Consider the following 22,084-nt stretch of genomic DNA (forward strand, 5'->3'; position numbering starts at 1 on the left):
ATGTTTGTCTATGTGGTGGCTTACCTATCGACGGCAGTGGTGTTCTTCGCGCTCGATTTCGTCTGGCTCGGCAAAGTCGCGACCGGATTCTATCGCAGCCAGCTGGGCGAGATGATGCGCGACCGGCCGGATTTTGCTGCAGCCGGTGCCTTTTACCTCATCTATGTTGCAGGCATCGTCTATTTTGCCGTTCATCCGAATCTTTCGGGCGGAAGCTGGGTACAGGCCTTTGTCTCCGGTGCCATCCTTGGGCTGATCGCCTATGGCACCTATGACATCACCAATCTCGCCACGCTGAAGAACTGGCCGCTGACCATGAGCCTGGTGGACATGGCCTGGGGAACGGTGCTCACCGGCACGGCCGCTGCCTGCGGTCTATGGATCACCCAGAAACTGACCGGCTGATACTCCCGCCGAATCCAAATCCGCCACCGCATGAGCATTGCTTCGGCTCCGGCACGTGCCGGAGCCGAAGCGTTCTCACTCGCTTGCCATTTGGCGCTTTGCCCTATGTTCTGATGCGAATGAACCGGCCCATTCGAGGCTTTCAGCGTAAAAGAGGTTGGCATGCCGTATGAAAGATTGCCGCAGCGGCTGGTGCAGCGTGTCGTCTCGATGGAACTTGCGACGCTGTTGATCTTTGCTTTGCTCGCCGGTAGCCTGTTTCTGTTTGCGAAACTGACCGGAGAGGTTCTGGAGGGCGATACGCATGCGCTGGATGAGGCGCTGCTGTTGCTGCTGCGCCAACCGGGTGACCTCTCCCTGCCCATAGGGCCTGCCTGGCTCGGCCATGCTGTAAAAGACATCACCGCGCTCGGCGGCGTCACGGTGCTGTCGATCATGACCCTGCTTGCCGGGCTCTATCTCACGCTGGCGCGGCGCATTAAGATTGCGATTTTTATGCTGATCTCTGTGATGGGTGGCTGGGTCATCAGTTCGGCGCTGAAGATCGTTATCGCACGGCCAAGGCCGGATGTGGTGCCGCATCTGGTCGATGTGCAGGATCTGAGCTTTCCCAGCGGGCATGCCATGCTGTCGGCTGTAACCTATCTGACGATAGGCGCGCTGTTGTCGCGCGCGCAGCCGACGCGGGCCACACGCCTGTTCATGATTGGTGCGGCCCTGTTTCTCACCCTGATCGTCGGCATGAGCCGCATTTATCTCGGCGTCCACTATCCGACCGATGTTCTGGGTGGCTGGTGCGCCGGTGCCGGCTGGGCATTGTGCTGCTGGCTGGTCGCACAGCGCTCTATCTATGTGGCACCTGATCATAGGCTATGATTGGAAATGGAAATATGGCGGACAGGGTGGGATTCGAACCCACGGTACGCTTTCACGCACACACGCGTTCCAGGCGTGCGCCTTAAACCACTCGGCCACCTGTCCTTGTCGCCAAGGTCTGCGAAGCGTTTCACGCGAAGCAGCGGTCGGGGCGGATATATACCGATGATTTTCCTGCAGGCAACCGGAATCTGAAAGATTTATGACCTGTCCCCGAAAGCTTGCCTCAAGCCTGTGGATCCGGCCCCTCAAACTCGCTTATTGCCAAGCCCAAAAGACCTGCTAGCTTCGGCCGCTCGGTCCATGACGGATCGCTTATTCAGGATCGTGCATGGCCGGTTTATTTCGCTTCCTGAGCCTCTTGTCGCTGATGGCCGCCATCGCGGCAGCCGCTATTGATTCTATTCTGTCCGTGTCTGCCTCATCCGTGATCCTGACCAGCTTCGAGGCCGACTGGGAGGCCATCAGCCCGCAAACGCTGGCACTGGTGAAAGCCTCGGTTGAATACTATATTCATCCCGTGGCCTGGCGCAGTGGCGTCGCCATCCTCATTGCGCAGCCGGCATTTGCCGTTCTTTCGGCGATGTCCCTGCTGTTCTGGATGGTCGGCTACCGGCGGCCGCGACCGGATGGCCTGCTCGTCGAGAGGTCCTAGACCGCCGATGGGTGCAAGGCGGAGCAACAAGGAGGCGATGATGTTCCTGATCGATATGTTCAACAAGAAGACGATGATGCCGACGCCCGATGCGGCGCTGCCTGGCCGCTCCGATCCGCTGGCTACTGCGCACAATCATTACGTCAACGGCAATCCGCTCAAAGGGCCTTATCCCGACAATATGCATGTCGCCTATCTGGGCATGGGCTGCTTCTGGGGTGCCGAGCGCCTGTTCTGGAAGATCCCCGGCGTGTGGGTCACAGCTGTCGGCTATCAGGGTGGATTGACGCCGAACCCCACCTATCATGAGACGACGACGGGCCTCACCGGCCATGCGGAAATCGTCAAAGTGGTCTTTGATCCGGCGGTTGTGACCTATCGCCAGCTGCTGAAAACCTTCTTCGAGGAGCATGATCCGACCCAGGGCATGCGCCAGGGCAATGATATCGGCACGACTTACCGGTCTGCCATTTACACGACCACACCGGACCAGTTGGAGGCGGCAAAATCCGCCCGCTCTACCTTCCAGAAGGAGCTGGCGATGGCTGGTCGCAAGGGTCAGATCACCACGGAAATCGAGCCGGCTGCAGAGTTTTTCTATGCCGAGGATTACCACCAGCAATATCTTGCCAAGAATCCGGGCGGCTATTGCGGTCTGCGTGGTACCGGCGTCACTTGCCCTATTAGTGGCTAAAATGCTGCATGAGCGAGCAGGGAGCCGCGGATTTCATCAGGTCTGCGGCTCTTTTTGTTCAAGCTTTCGGCAGTTTTTGCGTTTTTGACCAGATGAAAAATTTCTGGTGAATTTCCTTTGCAGCCATGCAAGGATGAGCTCCAGCCAGGCATAATGAAACAAGGCCGGCAACCGCAGACATGCCCTTCAACGGGCGTGCGGGGGGACCCACGATGACAAGCAAAAAACAGGGCTGCACGATGAAGAAATCCCTTTTGACTATCATTGCCATGGCGGCGCTTTCGACCACGGCGCTGGCTGCTGATATCAAGCCGGCGCTGGTCTATGGCACCGGTGGCAAGTTCGACAAATCCTTCAACGAAGCGGCCGCCAAGGGCGCCGAGCAGTACAAGAAGGAAACCGGCACCGATTTCCGCGATTTCGAGCCCACCAGCGATACGCAGGGCGAGCAGGCGATCCGCAACTTCGCCTCCAAGGGCTTTAGCCCGGTCGTTGCTGTGTCCTTTGCCTGGACTTCGGCCATGGAAAAGGTTGCCAAGGAATTCCCCGACACTAAGTTCGTGATCGTTGATTCCGTCGTGAACCTGCCAAACGTCCGCTCGGTCGTCTACAAGGAACAGGAAGGCTCTTACCTCGTCGGTGTCATGGCTGCCATGGCGTCGAAATCCGGCAAGGTCGGCTTCATCGGCGGCATGGATATCCCGTTGATCCGCAAGTTCGCCTGTGGTTACGCACAGGGCGCCAAGGCTGCCAATGCCAAGATCGAAGTTCTGCAGAACATGACCGGCACGACCGGCGCTGCCTGGAACGATCCCGTGCGCGGTGGCGAACTGACCAAGAACCAGATCGACCAGGGTGCGGATGTCGTCTACGCGGCAGCCGGTGCCACCGGTCTCGGCGTGCTGCAGACGGCAGCCGACAACAAGAAGCTGTCGATTGGCGTCGATTCCAACCAGAACTACCTGCATCCGGGTTCGGTGCTGACCTCCATGGTCAAGCGCGTCGATCTCGCCGTCTACAATGCCTATAAGGATGCGGCCGCTGGCAAGTTCACCGCCGGTATCCAGGCCAATGGCGTTGCCGAAGATGGCGTCGGTTACGCTCTCGACGACAATAATGCCAAGCTCGTCACGCCTGAAATGAAGGCTGCCGTCGAAAAGGCGAAAGCCGACATCATTGCCGGCACGGTCAAGGTTCACGATTACATGTCGGACAAGACCTGCCCGATGTAATGAAACCTGTGAAGGGCGTATGGCGGTATCCGTCCTACGCCCTTTCCATGTCCGGTTTCCGGAAAAGGAAAGGTGAAGGCGTTTGAGCCCGCATCCCGCGATCGAACTGGTGGGCATCGATAAGAGTTTCGGTGCCGTACACGCCAACAAGAATATCAATCTGAAGGTGGAAAAGGGAACGATCCACGGCATTATCGGTGAAAACGGTGCCGGAAAATCGACGCTCATGTCCATCATCTACGGTTTTTACCAGGCGGACCGCGGCGAGATCCGTGTCGATGGCAAGCCGTTGACCATCAAGGACAGCCAGGCAGCGATTGCAGCCGGCATCGGCATGGTGCACCAGCATTTCATGCTGGTCGAGAATTTTACGGTTCTGGAAAACGTCATGCTCGGCGCCGAAGGCGGGCAGTTGCTCGCCAAGGGCGTTACTGGCGCCCGCAAGGAGCTTAAGCGACTGGAGACCGATTACGGCCTGGATGTCGATCCGGATGCCGTGATCGAGGATCTGCCCGTCGGCAAGCAGCAGCGGGTGGAAATCCTCAAGGCGCTCTATCGCAGCGCCGATATCCTGATCCTCGACGAGCCGACCGGCGTGTTGACCCCGGCGGAGGCTGATCACCTGTTCAAGGTGCTGCGCGTGCTGCGCGATCAGGGCAAGACGGTTATTCTGATTACCCACAAGCTGCGCGAAATCATGGCGATCACCGATGAAGTTTCGGTCATGCGGCGCGGCGAAATGGTCGCGACCCGCAAGACGGCAGAGACCACGGTGGAGGAACTGGCCGAATTGATGGTTGGCCGCCGCGTGCTGCTGCGGGTTGAAAAGGGCGAGGCCAATCCCGGCAAGGTGCTGCTTTCGGTCAAGAACCTGACGGTGAAGGACAGCCGTGGCGTCACCATGGTCGACAATGTCTCCTTCGATGTGCGCGAAGGCGAGATCGTCGGCATTGCGGGCGTGGCCGGTAACGGTCAGTCGGAGCTTCTGGAAGCCATTGCCGGCATCCGCAAGCCGGTATCTGGCGAGATCCTGCTTGATGGTCAACCGATTGCCGGTGCCGATCCAGCACGGTTGCGGGCGCTCGGCCTTGCCCATATCCCAGAAGACCGCCACCATATGGGCCTCGTTCTCAAATTTGAGGAATACGAGAATGCCGTGCTCGGCTATCATCGCGATGCCCGCTATGGCACAGGCCCTTTCCTCGATCTGAAGGCCATCCAGGCGGATGCCGTCGAAAAGATCGAGAAATACGATATCCGCCCGCCGAACCCGAGGCTGAAGACGGCGAATTTCTCCGGTGGCAACCAGCAGAAGATCGTCGTGGCCCGCGAGATCGAGCGTGATCCCAAGGCGCTCATCATCGGCCAGCCGACGCGCGGCGTCGATATCGGGGCCATTGAATTCATTCACCGCCGCATCGTGGAAATGCGCGATGCCGGCAAGGCGATCCTGCTCGTGTCCGTCGAGCTGGACGAGATCCGTTCCCTATCCGACCGCATCCTCGTGATGTTTGCGGGCAAGGTCGTCGGCGAAAAGACCGCCGATGCCGGCGAGCAGACGCTGGGGCTGATGATGGCAGGCATCGCCGCATGAGGACGAAACATTCATGAGTACCGCTTCCGTACCCCTGCCCAACTGGATCACCTATGGGCTGATACCGCTTTTGAACCTAGCGCTGGCCTTCCTGATCTCCGGGCTTGTCGTCTGGTCGATCGGCGAGAACCCGTTCGAGGCGCTGCGCCTTCTGGTGGATGGCGCGCTTGGTCGTGGCGATGCGATCGGCTTCACGCTGTTTTATACGACGAGCTTCATCTTCACCGGTCTGTCGGTTGCCGTCGCCTTTCATGCCGGCCTTTTCAATATCGGCGCGGAAGGCCAGGCCTATCTTGGCGGTCTCGGGGCAGCGTTGGTGGCGCTGGCGCTTGATCATTACGTGCCATGGTATGTCACCATGCCGTTTGCCATTATCGGTGCTGCCCTGTTTGGCGCGGCCTGGGCCTTCATTCCGGCCTGGCTGCAGGCCAGCCGTGGCAGCCACGTGGTCATCACCACCATCATGTTCAACTTCATCGGCGCAGCGCTGATGGTCTATCTGCTCGTCAATGTGCTGATCGTGCCCGGCAATATGGCGCCGGAAACGCGAACCTTTCTGGAGGGTGGCCAATTGCCGAAGCTGGATTGGCTGATGGCCCTGTTCGGTTTGAAGCTCGGGCCGGCACCCTTCAATGTCTCGTTCCTGATCGCGCTCGTGATGGCCTTCCTCGTCTGGGTGCTGATCTGGCGCACCAAGCTTGGCTATGAAATGCGCACGCTTGGCATCAGCCCGACAGCCGCCGTCTATGCCGGCATTCCCTATTCGCGCACGGTCATCATTGCCATGCTGATTTCCGGAGGCCTTGCCGGCATGATGGCGCTGAACCCGGTGATGGGGTCGTCCGCCCGCCTGCAGGTGGAATTTGTCGGCGGTGCGGGCTTTGTCGGTATTGCCGTATCGCTGATGGGCCGCAGCCATCCGGTCGGTATCGTCATTGCAGCCCTGCTGTTTGGCATCCTCTATCAGGGCGGCGCCGATCTCTCCTTCGAGATGCCCAACATTACCCGTGAAATGATCGTGGTCATCCAGGGTCTGGTGATCCTGTTTGCCGGTGCGCTGGAATATATGTTCCGGCCAGCCATTGTTCACCTGTATCTGCGCTTGAAGCGGGCGTGAGGAGGAAGACATGGATTACTTCGATACTCTCGTCAGCATTCTGGGCTCGACCATTCGCCTATCGATCCCGCTGCTGTTTACAGCCCTTGCCGGCCTGTTTTCCGAACGTGCCGGCGTGTTCGACATCGGGCTGGAAGGCAAGATGCTGGCAGCTGCCTTCGCATCCGCCTGCGTTGCCTATCTCACCGGCAATCCCTGGCTTGGCCTTCTGGGTGGCATCGCCATTTCCATCGTTTTCTCGCTGGTGCACGGTTTTGCGGCGATTACCAATCGCGGCAACCAGATCGTCTCGGGCGTCGCATTGAATTTCGTCGCAGCCGGCCTCACGCTGGTGCTCGGCCAGGCCTGGTTCAGCCAGGGTGGTCGCACACCGCAGCTTGCCGGCGAAGCCCGGTTCCAGCCGATCACGCTGCCCTTTGCCGATGCCTTGCGCGAGGTGCCTTTCCTTGGCCCGCTCTATGCCAATGTGATATCCGGCAACAATATTCTCACCTATCTTGCCTTTGCCGCCGTGCCGATTTCCTGGTGGGTGCTGTTTCGCACGCGTTTTGGCCTTCGCCTGCGCGCCGTCGGCGAAAATCCGGGTGCGGTGGATACCGCCGGCATCTCGGTCACCTGGCTGCGCTACCGTGCGGTTATCGTCGCTGGTTTCCTCTGTGGTTTTGCCGGCGCCTATCTGGCGATTGCCCAGTCGGCGGCCTTCATCAAGGATATGTCGGCCGGCAAGGGCTATATTGCGCTTGCAGCCCTCATCTTTGCCAAGTGGAAGCCGGTGCCGGTAATGTTTGCCTGCCTGCTGTTCGGCTTCCTCGATGCCATGGCAAACTTCATGCAGGGCAAGTCCGTGCCGGGGATCGGTGAAGTTCCGGTGCAAATCTTCCAGGCGCTGCCTTATGTGCTGACCTGTATCCTGCTTGCAGGCTTCATCGGCATTGCCCATCCGCCCAAGGCCGGCGGCGTGCCCTATACCAAGGAGCGTTGAGACGACCATGTCGCACGAACTGTTTGAAGCCGCACGCGATGCGATGGCGCGCGCCTATGCGCCCTATTCCAAGTTCCCGGTCGGCGCTGCCATTCGCGCCGATGACGGAAAGGTCTATCTCGGCGCCAATATCGAGAACCTTTCCTTTCCGCAGGGCTGGTGCGCCGAACCAACGGCCATCGGCGCCATGGTGATGGGCGGGGCTAAAAAGATCGTCGAGATGGCGGTAATTGCCGAAAAGCTGGCGCTTTGCCCGCCCTGTGGCGGCTGCCGCCAGAAGATCGCCGAATTTGCCGGGCCAGAAACCCGCATCTATCTCTGCGATGACCAGGGCGTGCAGAAGGTGATGACCATGGACGAGCTTCTGCCCTTCTCGTTCAAGACCGAGCTTCTCGGATGAAGCCTGTCATCGATCATCTGGTGGATCGGTTGGGCGGCCTGATGCCGCGCCACGCCATTGTTCTCGGCTCCGGCCTTGGCTCGCTCGTGGCTGAGATCGAGGATAAGATCCGCATTTCCTATGGCGACCTGCCGGGCTTTCCGGTGAGCGGCGTCACCGGCCATGTGGGCGAATTGGTGGCCGGACGTCTTGGTCGCCAGCCGGTCATCATGCTGTCTGGCCGCGCCCATTACTATGAGCATGGCGACGCCTCAGCCATGCGCTTTCCCATCGAAGTGCTGCAGGGAATCGGCGTGCAGTCGCTGATCCTTACCAATTCGGCAGGCTCGCTGCGTGAGGATATGCCGCCCGGTTCGGTGATGCAGATTGCCGATCACATCAACTATTCCGGCATGAACCCGCTGATCGGCGAAAGCGGCGATCGCCGTTTTGTCGGCATGACGACAGCCTATGATGCAGATCTGGCGCTCGCCATCCGCAATGCTGCGATCCGCACGGCCACGCCGCTTTATTCCGGCGTCTATATGTGGTTTTCCGGTCCAAGCTTTGAAACGCCGGCGGAAATCCGCATGGCGCGCGTGCTCGGCGCCGATGCCGTCGGCATGTCCACGGTGCCGGAAGTCATCCTGGCGCGTTACATGGGCCTGAAGGTTGCTGCCTGTTCGGTGATCACCAATTTCGGCGCAGGCATGACCGGTGCCGAACTGAGCCATGATGAAACCAAGGAAATGGCGCCGAAGGGTGGCTATCGTCTGGCCACCATTCTCAAAGACCTGTTCAGCCAGGATATGCTGCCCTGATGACCGCCTGCAGGGCATTGTGCCCCGCAGCCTCCTGTCATCAGCCAGTCGCGGCTTGCCTCTAATCGATTGAAGGATAATTATGGTCATTCCGATGAATGCGGGAGAGAGCCCCATGGAACTGTTGAGCCCGCGCGAGATCGCCGTCTTCGCGCTGTCGCTGCTGGACCTGACCAATTTGCGTGACGATTGCGATGCCGCAGCCATCGAGACCCTGTGCAAGCGGGCGCAGACGCCCTTTGGCACCGCAGCCGCCATCTGCATCTGGCCGCGCTTCGTAGCGCAGGCCCGCGCCATTCTTGGGGCAGGCCATGCCGTGCGCATTGCAACGGTCGTCAACTTTCCCTCCGGCAACTTGCCGGTCGCAGAGGTCGTTGCCGAAACGCACAAAGCGGTCGCCGATGGTGCCGATGATATCGACCTTGTCATTCCCTATCAGGGCTTTCTGGCCGGCGATGAAGCCTCTGTCAGCGACATGGTGGCGGCCGTGCGCGCTGCCTGCCCGAAATCCTGCCTGAAGGTGATCCTGGAAACCGGCGAGATCAAGGATAGCGGCAAGATCCGCCGCGCCTCCGAGCTTGCCATTGCCGCCGGCGCCGATTTCATCAAGACCTCCACCGGCAAGGTGGCGGTCAATGCGACGCTGGAAGCCGCGGATATCATGCTGCAGGCCATTCGCGACAGCCGCAAGAACGTCGGGTTCAAGCCGGCCGGCGGAATCTCGACGGTGTCTGATGCCGATCTTTACCTGCGTCTGGCCGGAACCATCCTGGGCCCCGATTGGCTGATGCCATCGACCTTCCGCTTTGGCGCCTCCAGCCTGCTCGATGATATTCTCAGCGTTGCAGCTGGCGGTGCGTCCAGCGCCAAGTCCAGCGGATACTGATCGATGATCCCGCAGGAGATCATCCGTCGCAAGCGCGATGGCAAGGAACTGTCGCGTGACGAGATTAGCGCCTTCATCCGTGCGATGACCGCCAACGAGATTTCGGAGGGCCAGGTGGCCGCCTTTGCCATGGCGACCTTCTTTCGCGGCATGACGCGCGACGAGACCGTAGCACTGACGCTCGCCATGCGTGACAGCGGCGATGTCCTGTCCTGGAAAGGCGTCTCGAAGCCGATTGCCGACAAGCATTCCACCGGCGGTGTCGGGGATAATGTCTCGCTGATGCTGGCGCCGATCGTGGCCGCCTGCGGGCTCGCCGTGCCGATGATTTCCGGTCGCGGGCTTGGCCATACCGGCGGCACGCTCGACAAGCTTGCTGCCATTCCGGGCTATGATGTCGCGCCGCGTGAAGACCTGTTCCGCAAGGTGGTCAGCCAGGCCGGCTGTGCCATCATTGCGCCGACAAGTGACGTGGCACCGGCCGACAAGCGCCTCTATGCCATCCGCGACGTGACGGCGACCGTCGATTCGCTGCCGCTGATTACCGCCTCCATCCTGTCGAAGAAACTGGCCGCCGGCCTTCAGACGCTGGTGCTTGACGTGAAGTTCGGCAATGGCGCCTTCATGGAAACGTTGGAGGAGGCCGAAGCGCTGGCCCTCTCCATGGTGGAAGTCGCAAACGGTGCCGGCGTCAGGACCTCAGCACTGCTGACGGACATGAACGAGCCCTTGGCGGATGCCGCCGGCAATGCGCTTGAAATCATTCACTGCCTGGAGTTTCTCAAAGGCAAGAAGGCCGGTACCCGCATCGAGACCGTGACGCTCGCCTTTGCCGCTGAAATGCTGCTGCAATCATCGTTGGTGGATACGGTCGAGCAAGGGCTGGAAAAGGCCCGTACGGCGCTTACGTCCGGGCGGGCGCTCGAGGTCTTTGCCCGTATGGTGCATGGCCTTGGCGGGCCTGCCGATTTTGCAAGCCGCCCGGATGATTATCTGTTTCGCGCACCGTTCATCGCGCCGGTTCCGGCTTTGGAGACTGGCTATCTTGTCGCCTGCGATACGCGGGCGCTGGGCATGGCCGTGGTCGAACTGGGTGGCGGGCGCCGCCGGGCGTCCGATGAGATCGATCCGCGTGTCGGTTTCGACCGGATATTGCCGCTCGGCACGAAGGTGGAAAAGGGCCAGCCGATCGCTTTCGTGCATGCGCCAGACCAGGGCACAGCCGCCAATGTCGCAGCCAGTGTTTCAAGGCTCTACCAGGTCGGCGACAAGGCCCAGCCCGAGCGGGCGCTGATCCTCAAAAAGATCGGCTGAGCTGACCGGTTTGCTATTGCACCAGTTTCAGGGTTCCATCCTTCACCTGGAAGGAGGAAAGCCGCTTGAGGAAACTCATGCCGATCAGCGTGCCGGACAGCGCCTCGTCGCGACCAACCACGGCGCGCACATCGTCCACCCGGATGCCGTTCAGTTCGACTCGGTCCAGCATGACCAGCGCCACCTTGGTAACGCCATTGGCGGTGTTCACGCTATGCTCGAATTTCAGACTATTGGCCGAATAGCCCAGCCGTCTCGCCGTTGATTCATTGATGGCGATCGATGTGGCGCCAGTATCGATCATGCCTTCAACCGGCTTGCCGTTCAGCCGGATGGTGGTGATGAAATGGCCGCGGGCGTCGGCGGCAAGCGTCACCGTGCCACTTCTCGATGCGGGCGAGGGACTGGTCTCGGAGGCGGGGGCTTCAAGCGTGGCAATACTGTCTGGCGTGTTGTCTGCCGGGTAAAGGCCCGTCAACCCCAGCAGATAGGGGATCTGCGAGGCAGCCATGGCGGCCATGACAAAGACGATCAGATTGCGCAGCATGATGACGAGGCTCCGGCGGAATGCTCGCAGCATAGACCGCAGGCCTCAACGAAAAATGCCCGCAAGCCGATGTTGCGGGCATATCTGGCAGATGCGTTAAGAGAAGCTTACTTGGTGCCGTACATGCGGTCGCCGGCATCGCCGAGGCCGGGCATGATATAGCCCTTCTCGTTCAGGTGGCTGTCGATGGAGGCGGTGAAGATCGGCACGTCCGGATGCGCCTCGCGGAAGTTCTTGATGCCTTCCGGGGCCGCCAGCAGGCAGAGGAAGCGGATGTTCTTTGCGCCGCGTTCCTTGAGCTTTTCAATCGCGGCAATCGAGGAATTGCCGGTGGCCAGCATCGGATCGACAACGATGACAAGACGTTCCGACAAGGCATCCGGCGCCTTGAAGTAATATTCGACGGCCTGCAGCGTTTCATGGTCGCGATATACGCCGACATGGGCAACGCGGGCGGCAGGCACCAGTTCGAGCATGCCTTCGAGCAGTCCGTTGCCGGCGCGCAGGATGGAGGCGAAGACCAGTTTCTTGCCTTCGAGAATCGGCGACTGCATTTCGGTGAGCGGCGTCTCGATGGTTTCCATCGTCAATTCCAGATCGCGCGTCACCTCATAGCAGAGGAGCGTCGAGATTTCGCGCAGCAGCCGGCGGAAGCTCGATGTCGAGGTCTCCTTGCGGCGCATGATGGTGAGCTTGTGCTGCACCAGCGGATGATTGATGACTGTAACGCCGTCCATGAGAACCTGCCTTCGCTCTTCTTCTGTGCCTTTGTCTATCTCTTCACGGAAAATCGGCTTTCCCGCAAGCACTCAGCCAAGCTTTAGCGCATCATCCCCAGCCGCATGCCGATCAAAGCGCGCCAGAAGCCGGCTGCGGGTTTCCTCGTCCACAAAGGCCGCTTCCAGCGCCGTCCGCGTCATGGCGTTGATCTGGTGCTTGGAAAAGCCCATTACGGTGCTCGCCAGCTCATATTCACGGGCAAGCGAGGTGCCAAAGAAGGGCGGATCATCCGAGTTGATGCAGACGCGCACGCCAGCCTGCATCAATGGCTTGAGTGGGTGGCTCTCAAAATTGGCGGCAACATTGAGTGCCACATTCGAGCCGGGGCAGACCTCCAGCACCACCCCTGCCTCCACCAGCCGTTGAACGAGGGGAGGGTCATCGATGGCGCGCACGCCATGGCCGATGCGCGAGGGTTTGACCAGATCGAGCGCATCCGTGACGGAAAAGGCGCCGCAGACTTCACCGGCATGGATGGTCAGGCCAAGGCCTGCATCTCGGGCAATATCGAAGGCGCGGGCATAATCGGCCACGCGCCCCATACGCTCTTCGCCGGCCATGTTGAAACCGGTGACCAGCGGATTGTGGCTTCGCGCGGCATAGTGCGCGGCGGCAATCACCCGGTCTGGTCCGAAGTGCCGCTCGCCGGTCACGATGATGCGGGCCTCGATGCCGGTCTTTTCTCTCGCTGCATGAATGCCATCCGTGATGCCGGCGAGATAGGCATCTGCACCAAGGCCGATGCGATCGCCATGATCGGGCGAAACGATGATCTCGCTATAGATCGTTTTGATGGCGGCAAGCTCCAGAAGGTAGCTTTCGGTGAGGATGGCATAGTCCTCCTCGGTGCGAAACAGCGAGGCGACCTTGTCATAGGCTTGAATGAATTCGGCAAAATCGCGCCAGGCATAGGTTTCGCCCTGCATGAAGCTTGTCGGGTCCACCCCATATTTCTGCGCCTGTCTCAGGGTGAGGGCAGGAGGCGCTGCACCTTCGATATGGCAGTGAATTTCTGCCTTGAGGAGATCATGTGTCACAGGAAGCTCCGTCCATAGGGGCCGCTGGAAATGCCCAGATGCGCCGCCACCGTCTCGCCGATATCGGCAAAGCTGTCGCGCATCCCGATCGTGCGCGCCGCAATGCCCGGACCATAGGCAAGGATCGGAACGCGTTCGCGCGTATGGTCCGTGCCGCGCCAGGTCGGGTCGCAGCCATGATCGGCGGTCAGCAGCAGAAGGTCGCCGGGCTTCATTCGTCGATGCACGTCGCCCAGCCGCTTGTCGAAGGCTTCGAGTGCTGCCGCATAGCCGGGCACGTCGCGGCGGTGGCCATAGAGCATGTCGAAATCGACGAAATTGGTAAAGACGAGATCGCCCTCTTCTGCCTCGTCGATCGTGGTCAGCGTGGCATTCATCAGGGCTTCGTTGCCATTGGCTTTGATCACCCGCGATATGCCCTGATGGGCAAAGATATCGCCGATCTTGCCCACCGCATGCACGGTGCGGCCGGCCTCGACCAGACGGTCGAGCAGTGTCGGCTGCGGCGGCAGCACGGAAAAGTCGCGGCGATTGCCGGTGCGCTCGAAACTGGCGGCCGTTTCCCCGATGAAGGGTCTTGCGATGACGCGGCCGATATTCAGCGGATCGACCAGTCTGCGCACGGTCTGGCAGAGCGCGATCAGCCGTTCCAGCCCGAAATGGGTCTCGTGTGCGGCAATCTGGAAGACGGAATCGGTGGATGTGTAGCAGATCGGCTTGCCGCTTCGGATGTGCTCCTCGCCAAGGCTTGCGATGATATCGGTGCCGGATGCGTGGCAATTGCCCAGAATGCCCGGCAGGTCGGCTCCGCGACAGATGGCCTCGACCAGTTCGGGCGCAAAGGCATCGCCTTCGCTGGCGAAATAACCCCAGTCGAAGGTTACCGGCGTGCCGGCTATTTCCCAATGGCCAGAGGGCGTATCCTTGCCGCGTGAGACCTCGTCGGCTGCGCCATGCAGGCCAAAAATTCGCTCCGGCACCGGCATTCCGGCCGGGAAATCGCCGCAGGCAAGCTTGGCCGCATGCACAAGGCCAAGCGAGGCCATATTGGGCAGCCGCAAGGGTCCCTGTCGCAGGCCTTCGCGATCGGCCGCACCTGCGGCACAGAACTCAGCGATGTGGCCTAGCGTGTTTGCGCCTAGATCATCATAGCGGCTGGCATCGCGCGCACCGCCAATGCCGAAGGAATCCAGAACGAAAAGAAAGGCGCGTGCCATTGATCACCATGCCTTGAGAGAAACTGTCCGCCGGTTGCGGAATAGGTCTCATAACGCTGCAGTCTTCGTTTGGCAAAGCCTCAACAATTGCTGCAGTCGATCGAATCCCCGACGCGCTGACGGTAGAAATAGGTACGGGCGATGGTGATGGAGCGGGTTTCCGCAGAGACGATGCCAGGCAGGAACATCAGCAGTTCATGCGGCACGGACATTTCGACGCGAATGAGGAAGGAGTTTGCCACCTGCATGTCGCTCGGCACGCCGGTCACCGTCGCGCCAACCGCATAGGGTCGGCCGTTCAGCTGGTCCCAGGACCAGGCGACCTTCGGCACTCCTGTGCCATCCATGACAATGCCGGTCACCTTCAGCGTCAGCTTGGCGGCCGAGCTGTTATAGGGCACGAAAATGGCGTTTGAGACATTCACCATTGTGCCGAGATAGGTTTCGTTGACGCTCTTCTGCTGGGTAATCAGGTCAGCAATGGTCGCCGTCGCCTTTGTTACGCGCTTGGAAACGCTGAAGCCGATCGTCAGCTCGAAACAGGTAATGTAGAGCGAGATGAGGATGGGCGCGAGAATGGCAAATTCCACGCCGCCAACGCCGGCGCGATCGCGCAGCAAGCGCCGGATCGGCATGAGGATGCCGGTCAAGGCTTTGGTCGCTTTTGTCGTCGCATCCATCACGGGTAATCCTCGTTCTGGAAGGCAGATGTCGCAACGATCAGAAAGTGGCTTGGAAGAGAACCATCGGTCGGGCGGATATTGGTGATGTAGGGGCGCACGAGATCGGTGATCACCTGCCAGCGATAATAGGCACGTATCATGTTGATCGAGGTTGGTCCGCCGGGCGAATATCCAAAGCCGGACGTATCGATATCCGCATAATCTCCAGCGGATTTGCGTGGGATGGACGTCGGTATGTCGGCAAAAGTCGCAAAGCTGCGAATGTCGAGAAGAAGCAGGTTGGGCGTGGCAATCTCTTCCGGCGTGCAACTGATCAGGATCGAGACTTCCTTGCAGAAAATTTCCCGCATCTGGGTGCGCGTCTTGTCCGTCGAACGGTTCATGCCGGCAGTAATCTGCCCCGTGCGCATCTGACGTGCGATCGTGTCCGTCGCATTGGAGACGAGCTGTTCAGCCGTATAGGCCACGAAGGTCTCGATGATTGCGAATATGATGAGGAAATAGGGAATGGCCAGAATGGCGAATTCGATGGCGGCTGCGCCATCGCGCGATCGCAAAAGCCTGCGCCACGGACCCCGCCGCCTTGTCTGCGCCTCTTGGGGGGAGAGATGGGGATCATCCACGCGCATCGTCTTTGCTCAGTCTCCGTAAAGACCGCGACGCTAGGCCCATTGTGTTGAGATTTCGTTTCCGGCCTTGCTAGACTTTGCGTCACTGTGGAACAGAGCGAAGCCTGCGCTATTTGCCTGGCGCACCGGTGCCGCCACTGGAATGCTGCTCGCAATTGGGTGTGCAGGAAAGGACGCTGCGCTCCGTCTGGCGAAAGACGCGCACCGTGTTTCCTTCGTCAATGGAGACCAGGATCCGCTCATCGGCAATGGCATTGCCTTCAGAATCAAGGAGAACGAGGTTCGTCGTGCCATAGCTGCGCCCGGTCAGCACGATCGTCTTCGGATCGGCCACCGTTGCATCGGCGACGTTCGAATTGCCGATGATGACCTTGGCCACCGGTCGATCAAGCCTCAGCACGCGTGCCTGGTTCATGTAGACACGCAGCAGGCCATTATCGTCTGCGGCGGCGGAAGCGATGTCAGCGACGGCCCCGACAAGGATCATCGTCGCAGCGGCCAGCAGCAAGGCCAGGGCGTTCCAGCGCATATTCGATCTGCCTTCGATAGAGGTGTTCTATAATCAAGCATGGAGCGGAATGGTGAATGGGCGGTTAACGTCCTGAAATCATCCGATTTTCCATTTTGGCACAGGCTGGATTCGTCCCGGTTGTCATGTTTTGGTGTCTGCAATGCGCGGTCGATTGACGCAATCGCCTGTAACCACGGCATTATCAGGGGGTTCTTATTGAGTGTGGCGCATTGATTCATTTTGATCGATTTTGTTCGCTGCTCGTTTACCTTGCAATCGGTAACGCTCAATTAGGAAATTCCTAACCCTTTTTATTAAGCGGATGGAAATCGCCAGTTCGTAATTTGGCCTCACCGAACAGCGGACAACAGTTGTCGGCAGTGCTGAACAGAACCCCGGAATAGGAGAGTACAATGTCCAAGATTTTCGCACGTTTCCTGAAAGATGAATCGGGTGCAACGGCCATCGAATACGGCCTGATCGCTGCCCTGATTTCGGTTGCCCTGATCGCCGGCGCCACGACGCTTGGCAACTCGCTGAGCACGACGTTTACCAACGTTTCCACGAAGATGACGACTGCTTCGACGAAGTACTGATTGGGCCTCGATCCTCATGCTGAAGCCGCCTTGATGGCGGCTTTATGCATTGAAGGGTCAAATCCCAGCCATACCTTGCTCGCCCTTGGGGAACGACTGTGATCGCAAACATTTGCCTGATGATCGTGCCTCTCGCTTTGGCCATCGCGGCTGTCAGCGATCTCTTCACCATGAAGATCCCCAACTGGATCTCGTTGGCATTGCTTGTGCTTTTTGTGCCGGCAGCACTTTTCGCCGGCTTTGGCTGGGCGCAGATCGGTTTCTCGTTTCTGGCGGCGCTTGCCGTCTTCGGCGTGTGTTTTGCCCTGTTTGCCGCCAATGTCATGGGCGGTGGCGATGCAAAACTGCTGACAGCCTCTGCCGTCTGGTTCGGCTACGATCCGTCGCTCGTCTCCTTCCTTGTCACCGTTTCCTTTGCCGGTGGCCTTGTCACCGTGCTTGTTCTTGTCATCCGTGCCAAGGCGGATATGGTTCTGGCCATGGGTCTTGCCCTGCCGCATTCACTGGTCACCGCTAAGAAGGTGCCTTACGCCATCGCGATTGCTGCCGGCGGTTTCCTGACATTTTCGAGCACGCCGATCAGCCAGGCGCTGATCGCTCTCGCCCATCCATTTTAATGGGTTCCAAACGGATGTTACTGGCGGATTAACCAGTTCGCGAAGCGCTTTATTAACCATAATTACACCATTGGCAGGCCATTCTCCGATCAAAGTTCGGACTCCCGCAAGGAATGGCCATGAAACCCGCCCGCATCATCATTCTTTCAGTCGCTGTCGTCGCGGCCGGTCTTGCCGGTGTGCTGGCCATGCGCATGACGGGCGGCCAGAACATCGTGCAGCAGGCAACCGAGGTCATCCGCAAGGAGCCAACGGTCAATGTGCTTGTGTCTGCGGAAAACCTGCCTGTCGGTGCCCGGCTGAATGACAAATCCATCCGCTGGATGGAGTGGCCCGAAGGCGGCATCGTGGAAGGTTTTATCACAGAGGCAAGCCGGCCGCAGGCGATGACCGAATTGCAGGGCGCCGTCGTGCGTTTGCCGATGTTTGCCGGCGAGCCGGTGCGCGCCGAAAAGGTCGCCGATTCCTCCAATCGCATCATGTCCTCCATCCTGCCGGCGGGCAAACGGGCGGTCGCCACGGAAATCTCCGTCGCCACCGGAGCCGGCGGTTTCGTGCTGCCGAACGACCGCGTCGACGTGATCATGGTGCGGCGCTCCGATGGCGATCGGTTCCTCACCGAGAATGTCCTCAACAATATCCGGGTTCTGGCGATCGACCAGCAGATCCAGGAAAAGGAAGATGGCAGCAAGACCGTTGTGGGCACGACCGCGACGCTGGAACTGACGCCTGAACAGGCAAAGGTCATCGTCGTCGCCCAGCAGATGGCGGACCGCCTGACATTGGCACTTCGCTCCGTGGCTGATGTGCAGGAGCCCGATACGCAGGCGGCGGATTACCTGCTTGCCGGCGGCGATGGCAAGGCGGAAGTGCAGGTCATCAAGTCCGGCGCCATCGTCAAGAATGGCGGTAGCACCAATCCGGTGCAGCAGCAGTGAGCATGAACGGGAGTGGTCACGTGAACCATTGGAAGTCAAAATTTCGTGCCTCTGCCATGGCGGGCCTGTGCTTCTGCGTCGCCTTCACCGGCCTGCCGGCCGCTTTTGCACCCGGCCAACTGTCAGTGCGGCAAGCCCAGGCGGCCGAGCAAAGCGTCGTGCGCATCACCGAAGCTGGCCGTGGCGTGCGAAAGCGCCTGCCGCTCGGGCTGAACAAGGCTGTCGTCGTCGATATTCCCGCAGATGCGCATGATATTCTCGTGGCCGATCCCTCGATTGCCGATGCCATTACCCGCACTTCGCGCCGCATCTACCTTTTCGGCAAGTCCGTCGGGCAGACGAATATCTTCATCTTCGGGCCGGGCGGCGAGGAAATCGTCAGCCTTGATCTGGAAGTGGAGCGCGACATTGCCGGCCTGCAGCAGAACCTGCGCCGCTTCCTGCCGGAATCCGATGTGAAGGTCGAAATCATCTCCGACAATATCGTGCTGACCGGCACGGTGCGCACACCGCAGGATGCAGCCCAGGCCGAACGCTTGGCGCGTGCCTTCCTGAAGGGGGGCGAGGCGACGACCCGCAACACGACAGCGACCAGCGAGAGCAGCGGCGATGGCGCCGTCGCCATCTATGCCGAAGACCGCCAGGAATCGCAGATCGTCAACCTGTTGACCATCGAAGGCGAAGACCAGGTGACGCTGAAGGTCACCGTGGCTGAAGTCAGCCGCCAGGTGCTGAAACAGCTCGGTTTCAACGGCACGATCTCGACCAGTGGCAGTGATGCAAGCGGCGGCATTTCCTTTGCCAATCCCACCAATCTTGGCAATGCCGTTGCGGTCGGTGGCCTTGGCGGCGTCGCGGGCACGATCGGTGCAACCAGCATCGCATCCTATGTCAATGCCATGGAACAGGCCGGCGTCATGCGCACGCTGGCCGAGCCCAGCCTCACCGCGATTTCCGGCGAGCAGGCAAAATTCTATGTCGGCGGTGAATATCGTCTGGCCGGACAACAGGAAGTATCCAGGGACGCCGATACGGGCGATACGACGGTATCGCGTACCGTCAACACGGTCGATTACGGCGTCGAGCTCAACTTCCGGCCTGTCGTCCTGTCGGCCGGCCGCATCAGCCTGAAGATCGAGACGAACGTTTCCGAACCGACTTACGAGGGCTCCGCCGTCACCGGAAACGGTACGCAGGCCAGTGTCCCCGGATCGACCTATCTGTCCATCCGCAAGCGTGAGGCCTCCACCACGGTCGAGCTGCCGTCGGGCGGTTCCATCGTCATTGCCGGTCTGGTGCAGGACAATGTTCGCCAGGCCATGTCCGGCCTACCGGGCATTTCCAAGGTGCCTGTCTTCGGCACGCTGTTCCGCAGCAAGGATTTCGTCCGCAACGAAACGGAAATGGTGATCATCGCCACGCCCTATCTCGTGCGCCCCGTCGCCCGCAACCAGATCGCTCGGCCGGATGACAATTTCAATCCGGAAAATGATGGCGCCATGTATTTCCTCAACCGAGTCAACAAGGTCTATGGGCGCCCCGAGCAGTCGAATGCCGGCAGCTACCATGGCGCCGTTGGCTTCATCTATAAGTGAGAGGCACACGAGAATGACCACGAAACCATATGGTGCGGCCCTCCTGATGCTTTCCGCAGCACTTCTGTCCGCCTGCGCCGGTGATCTGAAGACCGGCTCCATCCCGATGGACTACCGAGAGCGCCACCCGATCGTGCTGGCCGAGGCCGAAAGCACGCTCGATATTCCGGTCAGCCCGAACGATAGCCGGCTGCCGATCGGCATGCGCGACACGATCAAGGGTTTTGCGCAGAACTTCGCCTCTTCCTCGTCCGGCTATATACAGATTCAGCTGCCGCAGGGTTCGCTGAATGCGTCGGCGGCATCGAGGCTCTCCGGCGATATCCGCAAGACCCTGGCGTCAGCCGGGATCAAGGGACAGCAGATGGTGGTGGTGAGCTATGCAGCGGATGCTGCGGGCGATGCTGCCCCCATCCGCCTCTCCTTCATCGGAACGAAAGCCGTGACCGCGTCTTGCGGCGAGTGGCCGGAAGACCTGTCGGACAATACATCCGCCAATCGCAACTGGTACAATTTCGGCTGTGCCTCGCAAAACAACCTCGCGGCTCAGGTTGCCAATCCGGGCGATCTGCTCGGCCCGCGCGGCCAGACACCGATCGATGCCACACGGCGCTCGACAGTCATCGGCCTGTACCGCTCCGGCGGCGACACGTCATCCAATTAAACCAGGCGCGAGGACGGGACGAAGATGAACGCGATCGATTATGAGATCAAGACGCCCGGCGCCGATGGCGACCAGGCTGCCGAAACATCGCGGCCCGGCGATATGGATGCCCTGCGGCCGCTGCCGCGCATTTCCGTGCATGCCTTTTGCGAAAGCGATGTCATGCACCGGGTGATCGAGCGCCTGGGGCAGGACCGGCGCATGGCCAAGGTCAATCTGCGGGTCACAAGTGGCGGCATTGCGGCTGCTGCCAACATGTTTGCTGCGACATCGACTCCGAACCTGATTATTCTGGAGACGGATAGCCAGCCGGGGCGCGTGCTGCAAGAGCTGGCACCGCTTGCGGAAGTCTGCGATCCCTCGACGCGCGTCATCCTCATCGGCAAGCACAACGATATCACGCTTTACCGTGAGCTGATCCGCAACGGCATTTCGGAATATCTCGTCGGCCCGGTAAAAATGCCGGATCTTCTGGGGGCGATCGCGACCATCTTTGTTGATCCCTCGGCAGAACCGCTGGGTCGCTCGATTGCCTTCATCGGCGCCAAGGGCGGCGTCGGGTCCTCGACGATTGCGCATAACTGTGCCTTCGGCATTTCCTCGCTGTTCAGCACGGAAACCATTCTGGCCGATCTCGACCTTGCCTATGGCACAGCCAATATCGATTTCGACCAGGACCCAGCCCAGGGCATTGCCGAGGCCGTCTATGCGCCAGAACGGCTGGACGAAGTGTTCCTCGATCGCTTGTTGACGAAATGCTCCGAGCATCTTTCGCTTCTGGCGGCACCCTCGCTGCTCGATCGCGCCTATGATTTCGACAGGAACGCCTTCCAGCCGGTCATCGATGTTCTCCAGCGCAGTGCGCCCATGGCTGTTCTCGATGTTCCGCATGCCTGGTCGGAATGGACGCGCAGTGTTTTGGCAGAGGTGGACGAGGTGGTCATCACTGCCGTGCCGGACCTTGCCAATTTGCGCAATGCCAAGAACATGCTCGATGCTTTGAAGAAGCTTCGGCCGAATGATCGCGCCCCTCATCTCATCCTGAACCAGGTCGGTATGCCGAAGCGGCCGGAAATTACGCCGGCCGATTTCATCGAGCCGCTGGAGATCGAGCCGATAGCGATCATCCCCTTTGATGGCCAATTGTTTGGCAATGCGGCCAATAGCGGCCGGATGATCAGCGAAATGGATGCCAAATCCCCGACGGCCGAAACCTTCTCGCAGATTGCGCATCTCCTGACCGGGCGCACGAGCATCAAAAAGAACAAAAAGGGTGGGCTCGGCAAGATGCTTTCCCTGCTGGGACGTAAGTAAG

25 protein-coding genes and 1 tRNA gene are annotated in these 22,084 nt (G+C 59.9%); 18 read left to right on the top strand and 8 right to left on the bottom strand.

Annotated elements, in window-relative coordinates; genetic code table 11:
* The gene (locus E8M77_RS05670) at nucleotides 1-405 is read left to right on the top strand and encodes a DUF2177 family protein (RefSeq protein ID WP_137129649.1); all 405 of its coding nucleotides are present in this window, start codon (nucleotides 1-3) and stop codon (nucleotides 403-405) included.
* A gap of 162 nt (nucleotides 406-567) precedes the next feature.
* Complete coding sequence (locus E8M77_RS05675; protein ID WP_137129650.1) at nucleotides 568-1,281, top strand: phosphatase PAP2 family protein; 714 nt, start codon at nucleotides 568-570, stop codon at nucleotides 1,279-1,281.
* Nucleotides 1,282-1,296: 15 nt separating this feature from the next.
* Here E8M77_RS05675 and E8M77_RS05680 read toward each other — a convergent pair.
* A tRNA-Ser gene (locus E8M77_RS05680) sits at nucleotides 1,297-1,386 on the bottom strand.
* A gap of 226 nt (nucleotides 1,387-1,612) precedes the next feature.
* Between E8M77_RS05680 and E8M77_RS05685 the strand changes: the two genes are divergently transcribed.
* The 10 genes from E8M77_RS05685 (at nucleotide 1,613) to deoA (ending at nucleotide 10,955) form a co-directional block, all read left to right on the top strand.
* A complete protein-coding gene (locus tag E8M77_RS05685; RefSeq protein WP_137129651.1) occupies nucleotides 1,613-1,936 on the top strand; it encodes a hypothetical protein in 324 nt (107 codons plus the stop codon).
* 40 nt (nucleotides 1,937-1,976) lie between these two features.
* Complete coding sequence (msrA, locus tag E8M77_RS05690; protein WP_137129652.1) at nucleotides 1,977-2,630, top strand: peptide-methionine (S)-S-oxide reductase MsrA; 654 nt, start codon at nucleotides 1,977-1,979, stop codon at nucleotides 2,628-2,630.
* Between the two features lie 239 nt (nucleotides 2,631-2,869).
* Nucleotides 2,870-3,862, top strand: a complete 993-nt coding sequence (locus E8M77_RS05695) for a BMP family ABC transporter substrate-binding protein (RefSeq protein WP_137129754.1) — start codon at nucleotides 2,870-2,872, stop codon at nucleotides 3,860-3,862.
* A gap of 82 nt (nucleotides 3,863-3,944) precedes the next feature.
* Nucleotides 3,945-5,456: an ABC transporter ATP-binding protein gene (locus tag E8M77_RS05700; protein WP_137129653.1), complete on the top strand. Its 1,512-nt coding sequence runs from the start codon at nucleotides 3,945-3,947 to the stop codon at nucleotides 5,454-5,456.
* Nucleotides 5,457-5,469: 13 nt separating this feature from the next.
* A complete protein-coding gene (locus E8M77_RS05705) occupies nucleotides 5,470-6,573 on the top strand; it encodes an ABC transporter permease (RefSeq protein WP_137129654.1) in 1,104 nt (367 codons plus the stop codon).
* 10 nt (nucleotides 6,574-6,583) lie between these two features.
* Nucleotides 6,584-7,555 (top strand): ABC transporter permease, encoded by a 972-nt coding sequence (locus E8M77_RS05710; protein ID WP_137129655.1) that lies wholly within the window; start codon nucleotides 6,584-6,586, stop codon nucleotides 7,553-7,555.
* Nucleotides 7,556-7,562: 7 nt separating this feature from the next.
* Nucleotides 7,563-7,955 carry a cytidine deaminase gene (locus E8M77_RS05715; protein ID WP_137129656.1) on the top strand — a complete coding sequence of 131 codons (393 nt, stop codon included), beginning with the start codon at nucleotides 7,563-7,565 and terminating at the stop codon, nucleotides 7,953-7,955.
* Nucleotides 7,952-8,755, top strand: coding sequence for a purine-nucleoside phosphorylase (locus E8M77_RS05720; protein ID WP_137129657.1), 804 nt, complete (start codon nucleotides 7,952-7,954; stop codon nucleotides 8,753-8,755). Before E8M77_RS05715 ends, E8M77_RS05720 begins: the two co-directional genes overlap by 4 nt.
* Nucleotides 8,756-8,870: 115 nt before the next feature.
* Nucleotides 8,871-9,641, top strand: a complete 771-nt coding sequence (deoC, locus tag E8M77_RS05725) for a deoxyribose-phosphate aldolase (RefSeq protein ID WP_137129658.1) — start codon at nucleotides 8,871-8,873, stop codon at nucleotides 9,639-9,641.
* Between the two features lie 3 nt (nucleotides 9,642-9,644).
* Nucleotides 9,645-10,955 carry a thymidine phosphorylase gene (deoA, locus tag E8M77_RS05730; protein WP_137129659.1) on the top strand — a complete coding sequence of 437 codons (1,311 nt, stop codon included), beginning with the start codon at nucleotides 9,645-9,647 and terminating at the stop codon, nucleotides 10,953-10,955.
* A gap of 13 nt (nucleotides 10,956-10,968) precedes the next feature.
* Here deoA and E8M77_RS05735 read toward each other — a convergent pair whose 3' ends face one another.
* The 7 genes from E8M77_RS05735 to E8M77_RS05765 all read right to left on the bottom strand — a co-directional run bounded on the left by E8M77_RS05735 (nucleotide 10,969) and on the right by E8M77_RS05765 (nucleotide 16,335).
* On the bottom strand, nucleotides 10,969-11,502 hold the full coding sequence (locus tag E8M77_RS05735; protein ID WP_348639896.1) for a TIGR02281 family clan AA aspartic protease: 534 nt from the start codon (nucleotides 11,500-11,502) through the stop codon (nucleotides 10,969-10,971).
* A gap of 107 nt (nucleotides 11,503-11,609) precedes the next feature.
* The gene (gene upp, locus E8M77_RS05740) at nucleotides 11,610-12,239 is read right to left on the bottom strand and encodes a uracil phosphoribosyltransferase (RefSeq protein ID WP_137129660.1); all 630 of its coding nucleotides are present in this window, start codon (nucleotides 12,237-12,239) and stop codon (nucleotides 11,610-11,612) included.
* Nucleotides 12,240-12,311: 72 nt separating this feature from the next.
* Nucleotides 12,312-13,319, bottom strand: a complete 1,008-nt coding sequence (locus E8M77_RS05745) for an adenosine deaminase (protein ID WP_137129661.1) — start codon at nucleotides 13,317-13,319, stop codon at nucleotides 12,312-12,314.
* A complete protein-coding gene (locus E8M77_RS05750; RefSeq protein ID WP_137129662.1) occupies nucleotides 13,316-14,536 on the bottom strand; it encodes a phosphopentomutase in 1,221 nt (406 codons plus the stop codon). The genes E8M77_RS05745 and E8M77_RS05750 overlap by 4 nt, the downstream gene beginning before the upstream one ends.
* 80 nt (nucleotides 14,537-14,616) lie before the next feature.
* Entirely contained in the window at nucleotides 14,617-15,216 is a 600-nt protein-coding gene (locus E8M77_RS05755) for a TadE/TadG family type IV pilus assembly protein (protein ID WP_137129663.1), read from the bottom strand.
* A complete protein-coding gene (locus tag E8M77_RS05760; RefSeq protein WP_246659139.1) occupies nucleotides 15,216-15,842 on the bottom strand; it encodes a TadE/TadG family type IV pilus assembly protein in 627 nt (208 codons plus the stop codon). The genes E8M77_RS05755 and E8M77_RS05760 overlap by 1 nt, the downstream gene beginning before the upstream one ends.
* 115 nt (nucleotides 15,843-15,957) lie before the next feature.
* Nucleotides 15,958-16,335 (bottom strand): pilus assembly protein N-terminal domain-containing protein, encoded by a 378-nt coding sequence (locus E8M77_RS05765; RefSeq protein WP_246659148.1) that lies wholly within the window; start codon nucleotides 16,333-16,335, stop codon nucleotides 15,958-15,960.
* A 437-nt stretch (nucleotides 16,336-16,772) separates the two neighbouring features.
* On the opposite strand from E8M77_RS05765, the gene E8M77_RS05770 reads away from it, so the two are divergent.
* From E8M77_RS05770 to E8M77_RS05795, 6 genes are all read left to right on the top strand, one after another.
* Nucleotides 16,773-16,955, top strand: a complete 183-nt coding sequence (locus E8M77_RS05770; RefSeq protein WP_137129666.1) for a Flp family type IVb pilin — start codon at nucleotides 16,773-16,775, stop codon at nucleotides 16,953-16,955.
* Nucleotides 16,956-17,074: 119 nt separating this feature from the next.
* Nucleotides 17,075-17,572 (top strand): prepilin peptidase, encoded by a 498-nt coding sequence (locus E8M77_RS05775; protein ID WP_137129756.1) that lies wholly within the window; start codon nucleotides 17,075-17,077, stop codon nucleotides 17,570-17,572.
* Between the two features lie 119 nt (nucleotides 17,573-17,691).
* Nucleotides 17,692-18,510 (top strand): Flp pilus assembly protein CpaB, encoded by an 819-nt coding sequence (gene cpaB, locus E8M77_RS05780; RefSeq protein WP_137129667.1) that lies wholly within the window; start codon nucleotides 17,692-17,694, stop codon nucleotides 18,508-18,510.
* A 56-nt stretch (nucleotides 18,511-18,566) separates the two neighbouring features.
* Complete coding sequence (locus tag E8M77_RS05785) at nucleotides 18,567-20,105, top strand: type II and III secretion system protein family protein (protein ID WP_246659149.1); 1,539 nt, start codon at nucleotides 18,567-18,569, stop codon at nucleotides 20,103-20,105.
* 13 nt (nucleotides 20,106-20,118) lie between these two features.
* Complete coding sequence (locus tag E8M77_RS05790; protein ID WP_137129669.1) at nucleotides 20,119-20,769, top strand: CpaD family pilus assembly lipoprotein; 651 nt, start codon at nucleotides 20,119-20,121, stop codon at nucleotides 20,767-20,769.
* Between the two features lie 24 nt (nucleotides 20,770-20,793).
* Nucleotides 20,794-22,083: a CpaE family protein gene (locus tag E8M77_RS05795; RefSeq protein WP_137129670.1), complete on the top strand. Its 1,290-nt coding sequence runs from the start codon at nucleotides 20,794-20,796 to the stop codon at nucleotides 22,081-22,083.
* The last annotated feature ends 1 nt before the right edge of the window (nucleotide 22,084 follow it).

The organism is Rhizobium sp. FY34, assembly GCF_005222845.1.
Taxonomy (GTDB): domain Bacteria; phylum Pseudomonadota; class Alphaproteobacteria; order Rhizobiales; family Rhizobiaceae; genus Neorhizobium.

Excerpts from the sequence above, each read along its gene's own strand:
- E8M77_RS05670 (WP_137129649.1), top strand. The coding sequence starts at position 1 with ATGTTTGTCTATGTGGTGGCTTACCTATCGACGGCAGTGGTGTTCTTC.
- E8M77_RS05675 (WP_137129650.1), top strand. The coding sequence starts at position 568 with ATGCCGTATGAAAGATTGCCGCAGCGGCTGGTGCAGCGTGTCGTCTCG.
- E8M77_RS05685 (WP_137129651.1), top strand. The coding sequence starts at position 1,613 with ATGGCCGGTTTATTTCGCTTCCTGAGCCTCTTGTCGCTGATGGCCGCC.
- msrA (WP_137129652.1), top strand. The coding sequence starts at position 1,977 with ATGTTCCTGATCGATATGTTCAACAAGAAGACGATGATGCCGACGCCC.
- E8M77_RS05695 (WP_137129754.1), top strand. The coding sequence starts at position 2,870 with ATGAAGAAATCCCTTTTGACTATCATTGCCATGGCGGCGCTTTCGACC.
- E8M77_RS05705 (WP_137129654.1), top strand. The coding sequence starts at position 5,470 with ATGAGTACCGCTTCCGTACCCCTGCCCAACTGGATCACCTATGGGCTG.
- E8M77_RS05710 (WP_137129655.1), top strand. The coding sequence starts at position 6,584 with ATGGATTACTTCGATACTCTCGTCAGCATTCTGGGCTCGACCATTCGC.
- E8M77_RS05715 (WP_137129656.1), top strand. The coding sequence starts at position 7,563 with ATGTCGCACGAACTGTTTGAAGCCGCACGCGATGCGATGGCGCGCGCC.
- E8M77_RS05720 (WP_137129657.1), top strand. The coding sequence starts at position 7,952 with ATGAAGCCTGTCATCGATCATCTGGTGGATCGGTTGGGCGGCCTGATG.
- deoC (WP_137129658.1), top strand. The coding sequence starts at position 8,871 with ATGGAACTGTTGAGCCCGCGCGAGATCGCCGTCTTCGCGCTGTCGCTG.
- deoA (WP_137129659.1), top strand. The coding sequence starts at position 9,645 with ATGATCCCGCAGGAGATCATCCGTCGCAAGCGCGATGGCAAGGAACTG.
- E8M77_RS05735 (WP_348639896.1), bottom strand. The coding sequence starts at position 11,502 with ATGCTGCGCAATCTGATCGTCTTTGTCATGGCCGCCATGGCTGCCTCG.
- upp (WP_137129660.1), bottom strand. The coding sequence starts at position 12,239 with ATGGACGGCGTTACAGTCATCAATCATCCGCTGGTGCAGCACAAGCTC.
- E8M77_RS05750 (WP_137129662.1), bottom strand. The coding sequence starts at position 14,536 with ATGGCACGCGCCTTTCTTTTCGTTCTGGATTCCTTCGGCATTGGCGGT.
- E8M77_RS05755 (WP_137129663.1), bottom strand. The coding sequence starts at position 15,216 with ATGGATGCGACGACAAAAGCGACCAAAGCCTTGACCGGCATCCTCATG.
- E8M77_RS05765 (WP_246659148.1), bottom strand. The coding sequence starts at position 16,335 with ATGATCCTTGTCGGGGCCGTCGCTGACATCGCTTCCGCCGCCGCAGAC.
- E8M77_RS05770 (WP_137129666.1), top strand. The coding sequence starts at position 16,773 with ATGTCCAAGATTTTCGCACGTTTCCTGAAAGATGAATCGGGTGCAACG.
- E8M77_RS05775 (WP_137129756.1), top strand. The coding sequence starts at position 17,075 with ATGATCGTGCCTCTCGCTTTGGCCATCGCGGCTGTCAGCGATCTCTTC.
- cpaB (WP_137129667.1), top strand. The coding sequence starts at position 17,692 with ATGAAACCCGCCCGCATCATCATTCTTTCAGTCGCTGTCGTCGCGGCC.
- E8M77_RS05785 (WP_246659149.1), top strand. The coding sequence starts at position 18,567 with ATGGCGGGCCTGTGCTTCTGCGTCGCCTTCACCGGCCTGCCGGCCGCT.
- E8M77_RS05790 (WP_137129669.1), top strand. The coding sequence starts at position 20,119 with ATGACCACGAAACCATATGGTGCGGCCCTCCTGATGCTTTCCGCAGCA.
- E8M77_RS05795 (WP_137129670.1), top strand. The coding sequence starts at position 20,794 with ATGAACGCGATCGATTATGAGATCAAGACGCCCGGCGCCGATGGCGAC.